This is a genomic window from Mycobacterium sp. E787, from assembly GCF_001668725.1.
GTDB lineage: Bacteria > Actinomycetota > Actinomycetes > Mycobacteriales > Mycobacteriaceae > Mycobacterium.
Window position 1 is genome coordinate 106,409 of the sequence record NZ_LZKL01000007.1, and the last position, 18,062, is coordinate 124,470.

An 18,062-nucleotide genomic window follows, 5' to 3' on the forward strand; every position below is an offset into this window, starting at 1 on the left:
CCTGACAGCACGAGCAGGACAAGCAGTACGAGCCAGGACGAGAGACCCGTCCGAGAAAGTAGTAGAGGAAACATGCCCAAGGCCAAGACACACAGCGGGGCCTCCAAGCGGTTCAGGCGCACCGGAAGCGGAAAGATCGTGCGCCAGAAGGCGAATCGGCGCCACCTGCTCGAGCACAAGCCCACCAAGCGCACCCGGCGGCTCGACGGCCGCACCGTGGTGGCAGCCAACGACACCAAGCGCGTCAACAAGCTGCTCAACGGCTGAGTGGCCGCTCCAGACCCTGAAACATTCACTGCCTGAACGAGAGTAGGAACATCCAATGGCACGCGTGAAGCGGGCGGTCAACGCCCACAAGAAGAGGCGCAGCGTCCTGAAGGCCTCGAAAGGCTATCGCGGCCAGCGATCCCGGCTCTACCGCAAAGCCAAAGAGCAGCAGCTGCATTCGCTGAACTACGCCTACCGCGACCGCCGTGCGCGCAAGGGCGAGTTCCGCAAGTTGTGGATCTCGCGCATCAACGCGGCCGCCCGCGCCAACGACATCACCTATAACCGGCTGATCCAGGGCCTCAAGGCCGCCGGCGTCGAGGTGGACCGCAAGAACCTCGCCGACATCGCGATCACCGATCCGGCGGCGTTCACCGCGCTGGTCGAGGTCGCCCGGGCGGCCCTGCCCGACGACGTCAACGCCCCGTCGGATTCGGGAGAAGCCGCTTAACGCACGGCGATGCCGTCGGCGCTCACCGAACGCTCGGCCCGGGTGGCCGCGGCGGTCAAACTGCATCGGCACGTCGGCCGCCGGCGGGCGGGACGATTCCTCGCCGAGGGTCCCAACCTGGTCGGGGCGGCGGCGGCGCGCGGGTTGGTGCGCGATGTGTTCGTCACCGAAGCCGCGGCGCAGCGGCACGCCGCCCTGCTGGCCGCCCAGGAGTGCCCGGTCCATCTGGTCACCGAGCGGGCCGCGAAGGCGCTGTCGGACACCGTGACCCCGTCCGGGTTGGTCGCGGTGTGCGACATGCCGGTGACCCGGCTCGAGGACGTGCTCGCGGGCCCGCCGCGGTTGGTCGTGGTGCCCGTCGAGATCGGTGAGCCGGGCAACGCGGGCACGCTGATCCGGATCGCGGACGCCATGGGCGCGGGCGCGGTGATCCTCGGTGGGCACAGCGTCGACCCGTTCAACGGCAAGTGCCTGCGCGCGTCGGCGGGCAGCATCTTCTCCGTCCCGGTCGCGGCCGCGCCCGACGTCCCCGCCGCCGTCGCCGCCTTGCGCGCCGCCGGGCTGCGGGTGCTGGCCGGCACGATCGACGGGGCGACCCGCCTCGACGAGGTTTGCCTGACCGCGCCGACGGCCTGGTTGTTCGGCGCCGAGGCGCACGGGTTGGCGGCGGACATCGCGGCGACAGCGGATGAGCGCGTGTGCATCCCGATGTCCGGGGGCGCCGAGAGCCTGAACGTCGCCGCCGCCGCGGCGATCTGCCTGTATCAGAGCGCGCAGGCTCTGGGTCTGCTCAGGCGGCCCTGACGCGGCCCCGGGCCGGGCGCAGACCCGCCAGCGAGAGCGTGCCGTGCACCAGCGAGCCGGCGCGCTCCATGAGCGCTTTCGCCGGGTCGAGCGGGGATCGGAGCGCGGAGCGGCTGATCGGGTGGGAGCGCGGGGGGAAGTAGTGCATCGGCAGCCCGCGGCGGTCGCGCGGCGGCCCCGTGAACGCCGGCGCCTCCACCAGCGGGGCGTCGCTGGGCAGCCGGCCCTCGGCGCGACGATAGGCGGCCAGCGCCCGCGGGTGCAGCCGGATCTCGTCGGGAACCGCCAGGAAGGCCAGCTCGACGGCCTTGCCGAACAGGCGCAGCAACACCTCGTCGCCCGCCGTCCAGTGCAGTCCCGCCTTCTCTCGCACCGCGGGCTCGAACAACCCCGCCGCGATCCAGCGCTGGCCCGCCACCAGCGGCCTGAACAACTGGTCCCAGACCGGCGTCGGCATCAGCACGAACCTGGGTTTGGGAATCCGGATCCTGAAGATGTCCAGCGTCGCCTGGTTGATCTCCAGCTCGTCGCGGCAGACCCGGTCCCAGTACTCCTGGAATTCCTCCCACGACCGGGGGACCGGCCGCATGCTCATGCCGTACATCCGGTACCACTGGACGTGCTCGTCGAAGAGCTGCCGCTTCTCGGCCTCGGTGAGGCCCCCGCAGAAGTAATCGGCCACCTTGATGATGAGCATGAAGAACGTGGCGTGCGCCCAGTAGAAGGTCTCCGGGTTCAGGGCGTGATACCGCCGGCCCGCGGCGTCGACGCCCTTGATGGTGCGGTGGTAGCCCTTGATCTGCTGGCCGGTCTGGGCCGCGCGGTCGCCGTCGTAGACCACGCCCATGATCGGGTACACCGACCGGGCCACGCGCTGCAGGGGCTCGCGCAGCAGGATGGAATGCTCCTCCACGCCGGCGCCCAGTTCGGGATACATGTTCTGGATCGCGCCGATCCAGACGCCCATCATTCCGGTGCGGAGGTCGCCGAAGTACTTCCATGTGAGCGAGTCCGGTCCTAGCGGATCGGCGGATGTCGTTGCTATCGCAGTCATCTCGGCCTCCTGCGCCTCACTGCGCGTCACTGCGCTCACGATAAGCTCTGACAACGCGCGTTGTCTAGAATTTCGGCGGCCGCGCCGGGGGACGTTGTCGAGTCGCAACTTTTGCGTTACCGCGCTCGTCGCTGGCGCACCCGACGCCGTTTCGACAAGCGGCGCGGACGCAGTGAGATTGCGCATTTTCAGACCGCTGGGCGACTGTTAGGCTTTGCTTCTCGCCGCTCATTCGGCGGTCGGTTTTGTGGAAATTCGACCAGGGAGGCACGCCAATGTCGTCAGTGACCGTAATGCCTGAAATCGTGTCCGCGGCGAGTGGGAATTTGCAGAACTTGGGGACGGCGCTGCGCGACGCGAATGCGGCCGCGGCCAGCCAGACCACCGCGATCGCGGCGCCGGCCGCTGACGAGGTCTCGTCGGCGATTTCGGCGCTGCTGGGTTCGCACGGCCAGCAATTTCAAGCACTCAGCGCCAAGGCGGCGACGTTTCACGATGAGTTCGTGAATTTGTTGAATGGCGGGGCCGCGCAGTACGTCAACACCGAGTTGGCGAATGCACGGCAAACACTGATCAACGCGGTGAATACGCCGGCGCAGGCGCTGCTCGGCCACTCCGTGTTGGGCACCGGCCAGGGGGCCGCCGCCAATGCCGCCGACACGATCACGCCCAGTTTCCAGGGGTCCAATTTCAACTTTCCGGTCGGCCCCTTTGACGTGACGGGGGGTTTCGGCCAGGTCGCCTTTGCCGACGGTGGCTTTGCCGTAACCGGAACTGTCGGCGTCAACCTCAACACGCCGTTTGGTTCGCCCGTGCTCGCGTCGGGCAACGCGATCTCGGGCATTGCCGGCGACGGCACCTACTTCGGGCACATCTTTGAGTCCTGGCCGTTCGGTTGGACCACCGTCGATGCGACCGGAAGCTTCTTCCCCTTCGGATTCACCAGCCTGGCGTACAACTTCAACGGTTTGGAAATATCGTTGCCGGGGACCGGCTTTTTGGGCCCGGTCTTCCCCAACGTGACCTGGAACCCCAACCCGTAACCTGCGGCATCCGCCGTCACCGGGGCTGCCCGGCCCGCGTGTACCGCATACCCTGGCCACGTGGACGTTGGGCATCGGGACACGGAGTCCGGCGAGTCCGAACAGGCACTCACTGCGGTGGCGTCGCCCGACGAGGGCAGGCGGTCACCCGCGCGGTGGCTCCGCAGCACCAACCACAGCCCCGGGGTGGTCTCGTTCGTGCGGCGCGCGCGACGGCTGTTGCCGGGCGATCCGGAGTTCGGTGACCCGCTGTCGACCGCGGGCGAGGGCGGTCCGCGCGCCGCGGCGCGAGCCGCCGACCGGCTGCTGGGGGACCGGGACGCGGTTTCGCGCGAAGTCAGCCTCGGCGTGCTGCAGGTGTGGCAGGCGCTGACCGAGGCGGTTTCCCGGCGGCCGGCAAACCCCGAGGTGACGCTGGTGTTCACCGACCTGGTGGGCTTCTCGACGTGGTCGTTGCACGCGGGCGACGACGCGGCCCTGGTGCTGCTGAGGCAGGTGGCGCGGGCCGTCGAGCCGCCGCTCCTGGACGCCGGTGGCCACATCGTGAAACGCATGGGCGACGGGCTGATGGCCGTGTTCCGGGATCCGACCGTGGCGCTGCGGGCGGTGCTGACCGCCAAGGAGGCGCTGAAATCGGTCGAGGTCGCCGGCTACACCCCGCGGATGCGGGTCGGGATCCACACCGGCCGTCCCCAGCGGATGGCCGCGGACTGGCTCGGCGTCGACGTCAACATCGCCGCGCGGGTCATGGAACGCGCCACCAAGGGTGGAATCATGGTGTCGAGCTCGACGTTGGACCTGATACCGCAGACCGAGCTGGACGCGTTGGGCATCGTCGCCAAGCGTGCGCGCAGGCCCGTGTTCGCGGGCAAGACCGCTGGCGTCCCCGCCGACCTGGGGATATACCGCCTGAAGACTCTTAAGGAGTTAACAGCCTTTGATCACACTGCCGAAACAAATTAGCCCGCATAATGGATCCCAATGATTGGGGGCATCCTTTCCCGGCTCGCCCGGGTCCAGTTCACGGTGGGGTATGTGGCGCTGCTGTTCGCCATCAGCTGCGCCATCCTGGCGCTCGGCCCGCACGCGCATGACGTGCTTGTTCAGCGCGCCAGCACCAACCTGCACAACCTGGCCCACGGTCACATCGGCACCTTGCTGGGCAGCGCGCTGGTCGTCGACGCCGGACCGCTGTATTTCTGGCTGCCGTTTCTGACCTGCCTGCTCGCGTTGGCGGAGCTGCATCTGCGCACCATCCGGCTGGTGGTGGCGTTCCTCGTCGGCCACATCGGCGCGACGCTGGTGGTCGCCGCCGCGCTGGCCGCGGCGGTGGAGTTCGGCTGGATGCCGGCGTCGATCACCCGGGCCAGCGATGTCGGGATGAGCTATGGCGCGCTCGCGGTGCTCGGCGCGATGACGGCGGTGATCCCGCAACGCTGGCGCGCCGCGTGGGTCGGCTGGTGGGTGGCGGCGGGCCTGTCCTCCGCGATCATCGGCGGCGATTTCACCGATGCGGGTCACACCGTGGCCGTTGTGCTGGGTGTGCTGGTGTCCGCGCGGTTCCGGCAGCCCATCCGGTGGACGCCGGTGCGGTGCCTGATGCTGGCGGCGTCGTCCGGGTTCGGATTTCTGATGCTGGCGCACCACTGGGGCACCATGGCCGCCGCGCCGGTGTTCGGTGTGTTCGGCGCGCTGGCGGCCCACAAGATCTTCCAGTTCGTCACCGGACGCGCCGCGCTGCCCGTCGTGCCGGTGATGGACGACGGGCTGACCGGCCCGCAACCGGTCGTCGCCGGCTAGCGACTCGTCGCTCAACTCCCGAAGCACGCGCCGAGCGTCGTGCGCCGAATCGCTTATGATCGGCACTTGCGCTGGGCGAATCCAGCCGTTCGGAACAGCCTCGTCAGCAAGGAGAGTGCCGCCGCGTGGGCGATCAACCCGTCGACCTGTCGCCGGAAGCGTTGGCCAAGGCGGTCGCCGCCGCCCGGCGGGCCATCGACGACGCCGGCGATCTGGACGCGCTGGCGCGGGTCAAGACCGAGCACCTCGGTGACCGTTCGCCGCTGGCGTTGGCGCGGCAGGCGCTGGGCGGCGTCCCCAAGGACGAGCGCGCCGATGCCGGCAAGCGCGTCAACACCGCACGCGCCGAGGCCCAGCGCGCCTACGACGGACGGCTGGCGGTGCTGCGCGCCGAGCGCGACGCCGCCGTCCTGGTCGCCGAGGGCATCGATGTCACGTTGCCGTCGACCCGGCAGCCGCCCGGTGCCCGACACCCGATCACGATCTTGGCCGAGCACATCGCCGACACCTTCGTCGCGATGGGATGGGAGCTGGCGGACGGCCCCGAGGTCGAAACCGAGCAGTTCAACTTCGATGCCCTCAACTTCCCCGCCGACCACCCCGCCCGTAGCGAGCAGGACACCTTCTACATCGCACCGGAGGATTCCCGCCAGCTGCTGCGCACCCACACATCGCCGGTGCAGGTGCGCACCCTGCTGGAGCGGGAGCTGCCGGTCTACATCATCTCGATCGGCCGCACGTTCCGCACCGACGAACTCGATGCCACCCACACCCCCGTCTTCCACCAGGTCGAGGGCCTGGCCGTAGACCGGGGCCTGTCGATGGCGCACCTGCGGGGAACCCTCGACGCGTTCGCGCGCGCCGAGTTCGGGCCCACCGCTCGCACCCGGATCCGGCCCCACTTCTTCCCGTTCACCGAACCCTCCGCCGAGGTCGACGTGTGGTTTGCCAACAAGAAGGGCGGCGCCGACTGGGTGGAGTGGGGCGGCTGCGGCATGGTGCACCCCAACGTGTTGCGGGCCGCGGGAATCGACCCCGAGGTGTACTCGGGCTTCGCGTTCGGCATGGGCCTGGAGCGCACGCTGCAGTTCCGCAACGGGATCCCGGACATGCGCGACATGGTCGAGGGCGACGTCCGGTTCTCGTTGCCGTTCGGGGTGAGTGCCTGATGCGCCTTCCCTACAGTTGGCTCCGCGAGGTCGTCACGGCCGGCGCCCCGGGCTGGGACGCCGGTCCCGCCGATGTCGAGCAGACGCTGGTGCGCATCGGCCATGAGGTCGAAGAAGTGGTCACCCTGGGCCCGGTCGACGGGCCGCTGACCGTCGGGCGCGTCACCGCGATCGAGGAACTCACCGAATTCAAGAAGCCGATCCGGGCCTGCCTGGTCGACGTCGGCGAGGATAAGCCCCGCGAAATCGTCTGCGGGGCAACCAACTTCGTCGTCGGCGAGCTGGTCGTGGTTGCGCTGCCGGGCACCACGCTGCCCGGCGGATTCGCCATCACCGCCCGCAAGACCTACGGCCGCACCTCCGATGGGATGATCTGCTCGGCGGCCGAACTCGGTTTGGGCGCAGAGCATTCCGGGATCCTGGTGCTGCCGCCTGCGACCGCAGCGCCGGGCACCGAGGCCGCCGGCGTCCTGGGCCTCGACGACGTGGTGTTCCATCTGGCCATCACCCCGGACCGCGGCTACTGCATGTCGGTGCGGGGGCTGGCTCGCGAGATCGCGTGCGCCTATGACTTGAACTTCGTCGATCCCGCGGACGTCAAGCCGCTGCCCGTCGAGGGCGAGGCCTGGCCGCTGACCGTGGACGCCGAGACGGGCGTGCGCCGGTTCGCGCTGCGCCCGGTCACCGGAATCGACCCCGCCGCCGTGTCACCGTGGTGGCTGCAGCGCCGGCTGCTGCTGGCCGGCATCCGCGCGACGTCGCCGGCGGTGGACGTCACCAACTACGTGATGCTCGAGCTCGGCCACCCGATGCACGCCCACGACCGCAACCGCATCACCGGGGGTTTGCGGGTGCGGTTCGCCCGGCCCGGCGAAACCGTCGTGACGCTGGACGACGTCGAGCGCCGGCTGGATCCGGCCGACGTGCTCATCGTCGACGACGTGGCCACCGCGGCGATCGGCGGCGTGATGGGCGCGGCCAGCACCGAGGTGCGCGCCGATTCCACCGACGTCCTGTTGGAGGCCGCGGTGTGGGATCCGGCCGGGGTGTCGCGCACCCAGCGCAGGTTGCACCTGCCCAGCGAGGCCGCCCGCCGCTACGAGCGTGCGGTGGACCCGGCCATTTCGGTGGCCGCGCTGGACCGCTGCGCCGCGTTGCTCGCCGAGATCGCCGGGGGAGCGGTGTCGCCGACGCTGACCGACTGGCGCGGCGATCCGCCGCGCGACGACTGGTCGCTACCGCCGATCCGCATCGCAGCCGACCTGCCCGACCGGTTCGCCGGGGTGTCCTACCCCCCGGGCACGACCGCGCGGCGGCTGGCGCAGATCGGCGCCGCCGTGGTGGACGACGGCGACGCGTTGACCGTGATACCGCCGAGCTGGCGGCCCGATCTGCTGCAGCCCGCGGACCTGGTCGAGGAGGTGATGCGGCTCGAAGGGCTGGAGGCCATCCCGTCGGTCCTGCCGGCGGCGCCCGCCGGCCGCGGACTCACGGCGGCGCAGAAGCGGCGGCGCGCCATCGGCAAGTCGCTGGCGCAGTCGGGTTATGTCGAGATCCTGCCGACGCCCTTCCTGCCCGCCGGCGTCTTCGACCTCTGGGGCCTGCCCGCCGACGACCCGCGGCGCGCGGCCACGCACGTGCTCAACCCGCTGGAAGCCGACCGCCCGGCGCTGGCCACAACCTTGCTGCCCGCGTTGCTGGAAGCCTTGGGCCGCAATGTGTCCCGAGGGCTTGTCGACGCGGCACTGTTCGCGCTGGCGCAGGTGGTTCAGCCCACTGAGGAGACCCGCGCCGTCGAGCTCATCCCGGTCCACCGCCGGCCGACCGACACCGAGATCGCGATGTTGGACGCGTCCCTGCCGCGGCAACCGCAGCACGTGGCCGCGGTGCTGACCGGCCTGCGCGAACCACGCGGGCCCTGGGGCCCCGGCCGCCGGGCCGAAGCCGCCGACGCTTTCGAGGCGGTGCGAATCGTGGCGCGCGCCAGCGGGATTGACGTTCGTCTCCGTGCGGCCCAACGGCTGCCCTGGCATCCGGGCCGGTGCGCCGAGGTGCTGGTGGGACAGACCTGCGTCGGTCACGCCGGGCAGCTGCATCCGGCCGTGATCGAGCGGTCGGGCCTACCCAAGGGCACGTGCGCGATGGAGCTCAATCTCGATGCGATCCCGATCGTCGACGCGCTGCCGGCGCCCAGGGTGTCGCCGTTTCCGGCCGTCTTCCAGGACGTCAGCCTGGTGGTGGCCGCGCACGTCCCCGCTCAGACGGTCGCGGACGCCGTCCGCGAGGGGGCCGGCGAACTGCTCGAGGACCTGCAGTTGTTCGACGTGTTCACCGGTCCGCAGATCGGCGACGACCGTAAGTCGCTGACCTTCGCGCTGCGCTTCCGCGCGCCCGACCGCACGTTGACCGAGGACGACGCCAGCGCGGCCCGCGACGCCGCGGTGCGGCGCGCGGCCGAGGCCGTCGGCGCCGAACTGCGCGTCTGACGCCCCACTCGGCGGGGAGCCGGCAGCATCTACGACCCCCTGACGACGTTTTCTACGCCCTTTGACCGATGGTCTGCGTCGGCCGCGCCGAAAAGATCTTACTTGCAAGTAAGAACTGGCATCGGGCAAGGAGGCGAGGGTCGGCATGTCGTTTGTGAGCGTGACGCCGGAATTGGTCCAGGCGGCGGCCCAGGATTTGGGGGACATTCGTTCGTCGCTGGCCGCGGCCGCCGCGACCGCGGCGGCCCCCACGACCGGGATCATGGCCGCGGCCTCGGACGAGGTATCGATCGCGATCGCTGCGATGTTCGGCGACGCCGGCCGGGCGTTCCATGCCATGGCCGCCCGGGCGCAGGCGTTTCATGCCGAGTTCATCTCCTTGACGAACAGCGGTGCGGCCGCCTACGCGAACGCGGAGGTTGCCAACGTCCAGCAAACGGTGCTCACCGATATGGCACCCGCCGCCCTCAACGCCGTGACGGGATTCGGCGCCACCGTCGCCGCCCCCTACGATGCGCTGGTCTCCAACACCGCCACCAACCTGCAGAGCCTCGGCGGTGCGATCGCGGCGAACCCGGCGCCGTTTCTGCACCAACTCGTCGACAACCAGGCGGCATACGCGCAGGCCATCGGCACCGGATTCCAGGCCGCGATCCAGAACCTGCCCGCCGAGGTGGCCAACCTGCCCGCAGCGATCCAAGCGGGCAGCCAGGGAGTGTTGACCTTCAACCCGGCGCCCGTCCTCCAGCAGATCGTCAACCAACAGGTCGGCTACGCGCAGTTGATCGCTACCTCGCTGCAGAACGCCGGCAACGACTTCATGGCCGGATTGACCGCGTTCCCCGCCAACCTGCAAACCGGATTCCAGACCATCATGAGCGGCGACGTCACTGGCGGACTGCTGCAAGTCGGCGGCGCCTTCCTGGCCCCGGTCTTCACCAACCTCAATGTCACCGTCGATCCCGTTACCGGGCTTCTCGACATCGCGCCCGGCGGCGCGTTGGGAGACCTGCTGCCCATCCTCGGCATCCCCGGGCAGATGGCGCAGAACTTCACGGATCTGCTTCCCGCTGGATCCATTCCGAGGATGGTGGCGCAGAACGCGACCAATGTGTTCACGACGCTGACGGACCTGTCGCAGACGCTGGATTTGAACACCGGCAATCTGCACGTCGGGCTGCCCCTGGTGCTCGCGCTTGACGCGCTCGGCCCGCCGGTCACCACGCTGCAAGCGGTCGGAACCAGCGCGAGCGCCTTCATCGGCGCGGTGCAAACCGGCGATGGACTCGGGGCGGTTGCCGCACTGATCGACGCGCCCGCGGTCATCGCGAACGGCTTCCTCAATGGCCAAGCGACGCTACCCCTGCCGGCGCTGCTCGGCGGTCTGCCTCCCGAGGGGGTCGAAACGATCACGGCCATCCCGGTGGGTGGGATTCTGACTCCTCCGCAGTTCGCATCGCTCAGCATCCCCGCGTTCGGGCCGGGATCGATCACGCTCGGCGGCACGACGTTCGGAGGCATCCTGCCCGGCCTACTGGTCTTCCTGCCCGCAACCCTCGCGCAGGCGATCGGAGCACCGCCGGTCATGTAGCAGCCGCGGGCGCGGCGTCGACGGCCCGTCGACCTGCGACGTTGGGATATCGCGGCCCAAACCCCTCGCAACATGCGGTCGCCCTCGCTGTCGTGTTGACAAAAGCACATCGCTTATTAGACTCACGTCTGTCTTGGTTACCGACCGGTAAGATTACTGCGCGGTAACCGGCTGCGAGAAGAGTCGAGGGGGGCCTCGTGCACATTCGTGCGCGGGGCCTTATTCGACGTGTGTCTAATTGAGTGACCGTCGGTCACCGCCCGGTGGCCCGAGGAGAGGGTGGACATGTCCTTTGTGATCGCAATGCCAGATCTGGTCGAGAGCGCGGCCACGGATTTGGCGGGTATTCGTTCGTCGCTGGCCGAGGCCGCGGCAACCGCGGCCGGTCCCACGACCGGGATAGCGACCGCGGCGCAGGACGAGGTGTCGATTGCGATCGCGTCGATGTTCGGCCACTTCGGCCGGCAATTCCAGGCCGTGAGCGCTCAGGCGCAGTCGTTCCACCAGCAGTTCGTCTCCCTGATGAACACGGGTGGCGGGGCCTACGCCAGCGCCGAGGCCGCCAATGCGGCGCAGACCGTGCTGGGCAACGGTGGCCTCGGCGGGTTTGTCAGTGAGGAGATTCATTCTGGCGCGCAAGCCATTTCGAACGCGATTGCCAGCTCGCCAATTGGGCTAGGGTCGCTTCCGACGGGCGGGGCGGCCGCGCCAATCAACGCGATCAGCTCGTTCGGCGCCAAGGTGGCCGCGCCGTACCAGGCGCTGGTCTCGAACACCGCCACCAACCTGCAGGCTATTGGTAACACCATCGTGTCGAACCCTTTCCCGTTCCTGCACCAGCTCGCCACAAACCAGATTGGCTATGGGCAGACGATCGCCTCGTCGATCGCGACCGGCATTGAGAACCTGCCCGCCGAGTTGGCCAATCTGCCGGCGACGATCCAGACCGGTATCCAGGGCTTGGCGACCTTCAACCCGGGCGCCTTACTGCAGCAGTTCGTCAACAATCAGATCGGCTATGCCCAGACGATCGCCACCGGGCTGCAGAACGCCGGTACCGACCTGGTGACCGGGTTGGCCGGTTTGCCGGCGAGCTTCCAGGCGGCCGGCCAGGCCCTGGCAAGCGGAGACCTCGTCGGCGCGGCGACTGCCCTTGGGCAAGGCGTGGAGAACGTCTTCCTCCCCGGTTTCAACATCGTCGTCGAGCCAAATGGAGTTCTCTCGATCGTCCCGATCGGCCCGCTGGGAGATTTGGCACCGATCTTTGCCATCCCCGGGCAGATGGCACAGAACCTCACCAACTTGCTGCCGCCGGGCTCCATACCGGCGCAGATCGCGCAACACGCCACCAACCTTGTCGAAGCGTTCACGAATTTCGGAACGACCCTCAACGCCCTCACCGCCAGCCTCGATTTCGGGATTCCACTGCAACTGGTTCTCGACGCGGTCGGCTCGCCGATCACCGCATTGAGCGCGCTGAATTCCAGCGCGGTTGCCTTTGGCAGCGCCGTCCAAACCGGAGATGGCCTCGGAGCGCTCGCCGCAGTTCTCGACGCTCCGGCCGTCGTCGCGAACGGATTCCTCAATGGCACGACGTACCTGACTTTGCCCCCGGCGAGCTTGTTTGGGTTCACGTCGCTCACCGAAATTCCCTTCGGTGGGATCCTCACCCCGCTCACCATTCCGGAGGTGTTTCTTGACGGGCAACAGCTCATCATTCCGAATGGCACCGGAATTGGCGGGATCATCCCCGGCCTGCTGAGCTTCCCGGCCCAGCTGGCGCAGGCCATCGCCTAGGCGGCACCTATCGCGCGGGAAGGGCGCCGGTGTCAGCCGGCGCCCTTCCCCTCAACCGTCTCCACCGGGCGGCGCGAGTCAGCGCCGCAGGCCGGGTAACGCATCCGCGGGGCGTCGCCACCTTCCTGGATCGCCGGCCGTCGTTGCCGATGCCTTCCTCAACGACCCGACCTCTGTGGCGTTGCCGCCGGTAATGATTCTCCTTGGTTCGGCCTTGCCATCGCCCCGCTGCCCTCGAGCTGCAGCCATGGTGCTCAACCGCCCAAATATCACGAAGCGTAACGAACGCTGTGAAAACGCAAATTGTCTTTTTCCTTCGGGGTGGCGGCTTATTAGGCTCGTGTCTGTCTTGGTTACTGCTGGGTAAGTTCCCTGTCGGTAACCGGCAGCGAAAAGAGCCGGGGGGCCTCGACGCACGCCTGTGCGCGAGGTCCCCGTTGGTTTCGCGCTGGATAACGAGTGACCGCCGGTCACCTCTTGATTGAGCCAAGGAGAGAGTCAGATGTCGTTTGTGATCGCTACGCCCGAGCTGGTCGAAAGCGCCGCCCAGGACCTGGCGGGCATTCGTTCCGCGCTGGCCGAGGCCGCGGCGACCGCGGCCGGCCCCACGACCGGGATAGCGACGGCAGCGCAGGACGAGGTATCGGTCGCGATCGCATCGCTGTTCGGCAACTTCGGCCAGGAATTCCAGGCTGTCAGCGCGCAGGCGCAAGCGTTCCACCAGCAGTTCGTCTCCCTGATGAACGCGGGCGCGGGCGCATACGCAAGCGCGGAGGCCGCCAATGCGCAGGCCGTTCTCGGCGGCGAGATTCCGGCTGGCGCGCAAGCCATTTCGAACGCGATCGCCAGCTCTCCGGTCGGGCTCGGGGTGCTGCAGACCGGCGGTGCGGCCTCGGCGATCAACGGACTGAACTCGTTTGGCGCCACCGTGGCCGCGCCGTATCAGGCGCTGGTCTCCAACACCGTCACCAACCTGCAGGCCATCGGAGCTACGTTCTCGGCCAACCCGTTCCCATTCCTGCACCAGCTGGCCAACAACCAGATCGGCTACGCGCAGACGATCGGCTCATCGATCGTGACCGGAATCCAAAACCTGCCCGTCGAGCTGGCCAACCTGCCGACCACCATCCAGTCCGGCATTCAGGGCCTGGCGACGTTCAACCCAGGGGCCTTGCTGCAGCAGTTCGTCAACAATCAGATCGGCTACGCCCAGACGATCGTCACCGGGTTGCAGAATGCCGGCACCGACCTCGTCACCGGGTTGGCCGGATTGCCCGCGAGCTTCCAGGCCGCCGGTGCGGCCCTCGCTGCCGGCAATGTCCAGGGCGCCGTAAACGCCGTGGCCCAGGGCCTCGAGAACGTCGTACTTCCCGGCTTCCAGCCGCTCAGCTTCGACATCAGCCTGCTGGGCTCGCCGACGGCGACGCCGCTCCCCATCACCCCGCTGGGCCCGCTGGGGGACCTCGCGCCGATCCTTGCCATTCCGGGGCAGATGGCGCAGAGCTTCACCAATCTGCTGCCCGCGGGCTCCATTCCCGCCCAGATGGCGCAGAACTTCACCAACGTGGTCACCGCGCTGACCAACTTCGGCTCGACGTTCAATCCGGGCGACCTCGGAATCACATTCGGCTTGCCTCTGCAGGTCCTGCTCGACGGGATCGGCGCCCCCGCAAACGCGCTGAGCGCCCTCAATTCCAGCGCGCAGGCATTTGTCACCGCGGTGCAAAGCGGGGATCCGCTGGGAGCCACAGCGGCCCTGATCGATGCTCCGGCCGTCGTCGCCAACGGCTTCCTCAACGGCCAGACGTTCATCAGTCTGCCGACCCTGCCAGTGACCGTCACGGCCGGCGGCCTCCCGCTCTTGACTCTCAATTCAGTTGCCGAAGTTCCCTTGGGCGGGTTGCTCACCCCGCTGAGTCCGCTCGTTCTCGGTGGGGGCGGGGGACCGCTCCCCGGCACCCCGATCGGCGGCCTCATTCCGGGTCTGCTGAGCTTCGGGTCTCAGCTCGCGGCGGCGATCACGCCGTGACGCAATACGGATAGCCCCGGTCGCAGGCACGCCGATCAGCGCGCGCCCGAAACAACCGGCGCCGGCGATCGCGGCCGCTGGGTAGCCGTTGCGGGGCACGGCGTCGAGGGGCGCCGTGCCCCTACACGCCGAAGTGCTTGCGTCGGCATTCGGCGATCAGGAGCAGCCCGACTCGGTCGGCGTGGCGAAGCCCCTCTTGCGCTGGTGAACGGGGCTTGACGGGCCCGCGAACGGCAAATATTAGGCGCACGTTTATCTTGACGCTTTCGGGGTACACAGCGGCAACCAAAAATCGAGGGGGTCGGGAATGTCGTTTGTGATCGCGGCGCCGGGGCAGGTACAAGCGGCGGCCCAGGACTTGTCAGGCATCCGCTCGGTGATAGCCGAGGCAGCGTCGAGCGCTGCCGGCCCGACGACGGGACTTCTGCCCGCAGCCGCGGACGAGGTCTCGGCCGCCATCTCGGCGACGTTCGGCAACTTCGGGCAGGAATTCCAGGGGCTCAGCGCCCAAGCCCAGGCGTTCCATGCCGAGTTCGTCAGGCTGCTGAGCGCTGGCGCGCGCGCCTATCTCAGCACCGAGATCGCCAACGCCGAGCAGGCTGTGGCGAACGCGATCAACGAGCCGGCTGAGGCGATACTGGGCTCCCCGTTGGTAGGCGCCGGGGCCGCCCAGAGCGTCGGCGCCAGTGGTCTTCTCGGCGGTCTCCTCGGCGGCGGTACGTCCGGCGGCTCACTTCTGGGTGGTCTGACCGGCGGCACGAGCGGCGCCAGTGGACTGCTGGGTGGTTTGACGGGTGGCAGCGGCGGGCTGCTCGGCGGATTGACCGGCGGCGGCGGTCTCCTCGGCGGCGTCGGTTCACTCGGGGGGGTGCTGGGCTCGCTGGGAAGCCTCGGTTCACTAGGGCCCAACCTCGGATCGCTTCTGACGGGCATCCTTCCCGGATTGCCCACCACGCTTGGCGGCCTTACCAGTACGTTGACCGGCGTTGTGAACTCGCTGCTTCCGGGAATTGTGAACGTGCAAGCCGCCGCGGGCCCGTATTTCACCGGCATCGCCGGTCCGTACGAGGCGTTGTTCTACAACACGTGGGTCAACCTGAACAGCCTGACAGGCGGTTGGTTAGCCGATCCGTTCCCGTTCCTTCGGCAGTTCGTCGCCAACCAGATCGGCTACGGCCAGACCATCGTGACAGCATTCGAGACGGGCAATTACCAGCCGGTCTCCGCCATACCCGGCGAAATCGCGCACAATTTTGCGAATGTCATTGGCACGCTAACCAATACAAGGGTCACTTCGTCGTTAGTGGTCCAGCAAGTCCTCCCAACCCCGAGCCTGACTCTCGACAACGCCGTCGGGCTGCCACTGGTGTTCGGCGCCAGCCTGTTGGGCCCGCCTGCCGCCACACTCGAGGCGGCCGGATACGCCGCGTCGCTGTTCGAGTCCGCGGTCCAGGCCGGGAACGGCTCCGCGGCGTTCGCCGCCCTCGTGGACGCGCCGGCCTACATCGCCAACGGCTTCCTCAACGGCCAGGCGACCTACCCCTACGCGCTGAACCTCTCGAGCCTGACCGGGCCTGCAATCGGAGGTTTAGTGAACGTCACCGTGGTCGCCAACTTCCCGCTCGACGGAATACTGCACCCGCCGGGCTACTACCCGGTGACGGCGACGGTCACTGCTCTAGGAGGGACCGTTTTGCCGCCGGTCGATGTCAACTTGGGCGCCGGCAGTACGCCGTTCAGCGGGCTTTTGCCGTTCCTGGTGAACTACGCGCCTGAACAGCTGGCGCAAGCGATCGGCGCACCCGCAGCACCTCCGCCGCTGATCTCTATTCCCTTGCTGACCTTCTGAGGTCTTGCGGCCAAAGAAATTTCGAGGAACGGATTTCGGCCCCTGGATTTTGGTTCGTTTCGCGGATGCGCGCGGCAGGCTGTCTCTTGACACCGCGCCGGGATTGAGTGACCCTGGTCACAAGGCAAGAGATGCGACGAAGAACTGAAAATCCTTCGCGGGCAACCGATTACTACTTCTGGTATCCCGCTCGGCGGCCTCGCGGTACGCTAAGTCTCTTATTGAGCGCCTGTCCAAAAGGCGCCCGGGCGTCGCAAATCGTACGCAGACGCGCCGAGCCATCCTGAAAACATCCATTTTCGAATGCCCTTGCGTGGCACGCCATTACGCTCAGCTTGCCTCGATCATTCGGGCTCATAAACGTATATATGTCGTTCATTCGCGTGGGGAGATGAACATGTCTTTTGTTGTTGCCGTTCCCGATCTCGTCGAGGTGGCCGCCCAAGATCTGGCAGGTATTCGCTCAGCCCTGGACGAGGTCACGCAGGCCATCGTCGCCCCGACAACAAACCTGGCGCCGGCCGCGGGCGACGAGGTGTCGTCCGCGATCGCTGCGCTCTTCGGCAACTTCGGCCAGGAGTATCAGGCACTCAACGCCGAAGTTGCGGCGTTCCACAACGCGTTCGTCGGCGCGCTGGGCAGCGGCGCGGCCGCATACGCGGGTGCTGAAATCGCCAACGGTGCCGCGCTGCTGTCGGGCGGTGGAAACCTGGCGGCTGAGATAGGCGGTGCGATTTCCGGGTTGGGCGCCGCGATTGGTGGCTCTCTTTCGCTCGGCGTGAGCAGCAGTCTGGGCGCGGCCCTTGGCGGCACCCTGGAAACACTCCTCGGCGCCGGACTCGGCGGACTCGCCTTCCAGACCGGCGGTTTCATTCTGTCCGGCATCGGCAACGGGCTGGTTCAGACGGGCAATGCCATCGTCCAGGCCGGACTCGCGCTGGAAAACAGCGGCGCGGCCCTTTCCGCGATGGGCGCTCAATTCCTTGCCCAGGCCAACGGCGCCCTCAACGCACTGCTGAACGCCAACTTCGGCATCAACATCGGCGCGGCCCTGTCCGCGAGCCTGGGCGGCAGCCTCAATGGGCTGGCCGCAAACCTCGCGGCGAGCCTGAACGGTCTGGGTAATCTGGCCGGAAACATCGGCGCGGGTCTGAACGGCGCGCTGCAGACCGGCGAGACGCTGGCGGCGAACTTCCTGGCGTCGTTGCCGGGTCTGCCTGCGCTGGCGCTGACGTTCCCGAACCTGGGTCCGTTGGGCGTGGAGCTCTCGGCCGCGCTGAATGGGTTGGGCGCCAACCTCAGTGCGTCGCTGAACGCGGCGCTGTCGGGGGCGTTGACGTTGCCGGCGATCAACCTGTCGCTGCCGGGGTTGCCGAGTTTCACGTTGCCGCCGTTGCCGGGGCTGCCGTCGATCACGCTGCCCAACCTGGGGGCCGACATCAACGCGGCGCTCAACGCGGCGCTGAACCTGACGTTGCCGGGGTTGCCGCCGATCAACCTGTCGCTGCCGGGGTTGCCGAGTTTCACGTTGCCGCCGTTGCCGGGGCTGCCGTCGATCACGCTGCCCAACCTGGGGGCGGACATCAACGCGGCGCTCAACGCGGCGCTGAACCTGACGTTGCCGGGGTTGCCGCCGATCAACCTGTCGCTGCCGGGGTTGCCGAGTTTCACGTTGCCGCCGTTGCCGGGGCTGCCGTCGATCACGCTGCCCAACCTGGGGGC

At 68.2% G+C, this 18,062-nt stretch carries 14 protein-coding genes; 13 read left to right on the top strand and 1 reads right to left on the bottom strand.

Annotation, left to right across the window (positions count from 1 at the left end; translation table 11 throughout):
* Positions 1-72 precede the first annotated feature (72 nt).
* The 3 genes from rpmI to A5705_RS00510 are packed head-to-tail and all read left to right on the top strand — an operon-like array spanning position 73 to position 1,522.
* The gene (gene rpmI / locus A5705_RS00500; protein WP_066911302.1) at positions 73-267 is read left to right on the top strand and encodes a 50S ribosomal protein L35; all 195 of its coding nucleotides are present in this window, start codon (positions 73-75) and stop codon (positions 265-267) included.
* A gap of 55 nt (positions 268-322) precedes the next feature.
* The gene (gene rplT, locus A5705_RS00505; protein WP_067878574.1) at positions 323-718 is read left to right on the top strand and encodes a 50S ribosomal protein L20; all 396 of its coding nucleotides are present in this window, start codon (positions 323-325) and stop codon (positions 716-718) included.
* Positions 719-727: 9 nt separating this feature from the next.
* Complete coding sequence (locus A5705_RS00510) at positions 728-1,522, top strand: RNA methyltransferase (RefSeq protein WP_067878578.1); 795 nt, start codon at positions 728-730, stop codon at positions 1,520-1,522.
* Here A5705_RS00510 and A5705_RS00515 read toward each other — a convergent pair.
* A complete protein-coding gene (locus A5705_RS00515) occupies positions 1,509-2,576 on the bottom strand; it encodes an oxygenase MpaB family protein (protein WP_067879169.1) in 1,068 nt (355 codons plus the stop codon). The two genes, A5705_RS00510 and A5705_RS00515, sit on opposite strands and share 14 nt — an antisense overlap.
* A 245-nt stretch (positions 2,577-2,821) precedes the next feature.
* On the opposite strand from A5705_RS00515, the gene A5705_RS00520 reads away from it, so the two are divergent.
* From A5705_RS00520 to A5705_RS00565, 10 genes are all read left to right on the top strand, one after another.
* Positions 2,822-3,619, top strand: coding sequence for a PE family protein (locus tag A5705_RS00520; protein ID WP_231982338.1), 798 nt, complete (start codon positions 2,822-2,824; stop codon positions 3,617-3,619).
* 117 nt (positions 3,620-3,736) lie between these two features.
* Positions 3,737-4,582, top strand: coding sequence for an adenylate/guanylate cyclase domain-containing protein (locus A5705_RS00525; RefSeq protein WP_369829579.1), 846 nt, complete (start codon positions 3,737-3,739; stop codon positions 4,580-4,582).
* An 18-nt stretch (positions 4,583-4,600) separates the two neighbouring features.
* Positions 4,601-5,419 carry a rhomboid-like protein gene (locus A5705_RS00530; RefSeq protein WP_067878587.1) on the top strand — a complete coding sequence of 273 codons (819 nt, stop codon included), beginning with the start codon at positions 4,601-4,603 and terminating at the stop codon, positions 5,417-5,419.
* Positions 5,420-5,544: 125 nt separating this feature from the next.
* Positions 5,545-6,588: a phenylalanine--tRNA ligase subunit alpha gene (pheS, locus tag A5705_RS00535; protein WP_067878590.1), complete on the top strand. Its 1,044-nt coding sequence runs from the start codon at positions 5,545-5,547 to the stop codon at positions 6,586-6,588.
* Complete coding sequence (gene pheT / locus A5705_RS00540; RefSeq protein WP_068274489.1) at positions 6,588-9,074, top strand: phenylalanine--tRNA ligase subunit beta; 2,487 nt, start codon at positions 6,588-6,590, stop codon at positions 9,072-9,074. The genes pheS and pheT overlap by 1 nt, the downstream gene beginning before the upstream one ends.
* A gap of 145 nt (positions 9,075-9,219) precedes the next feature.
* Positions 9,220-10,665, top strand: a complete 1,446-nt coding sequence (locus A5705_RS00545; protein ID WP_068274498.1) for a PE domain-containing protein — start codon at positions 9,220-9,222, stop codon at positions 10,663-10,665.
* A 285-nt stretch (positions 10,666-10,950) separates the two neighbouring features.
* The gene (locus A5705_RS00550; protein WP_068274500.1) at positions 10,951-12,462 is read left to right on the top strand and encodes a PE family protein; all 1,512 of its coding nucleotides are present in this window, start codon (positions 10,951-10,953) and stop codon (positions 12,460-12,462) included.
* Positions 12,463-12,964: 502 nt separating this feature from the next.
* Positions 12,965-14,491, top strand: coding sequence for a PE family protein (locus A5705_RS00555; RefSeq protein ID WP_068274502.1), 1,527 nt, complete (start codon positions 12,965-12,967; stop codon positions 14,489-14,491).
* A gap of 307 nt (positions 14,492-14,798) precedes the next feature.
* Positions 14,799-16,340: a PE family protein gene (locus A5705_RS00560; protein WP_067878606.1), complete on the top strand. Its 1,542-nt coding sequence runs from the start codon at positions 14,799-14,801 to the stop codon at positions 16,338-16,340.
* Positions 16,341-16,737: 397 nt separating this feature from the next.
* A partial coding sequence (locus tag A5705_RS00565) for a PE family protein (protein WP_197521220.1) occupies positions 16,738-18,062 on the top strand: 1,325 nt, incomplete at its 3' end.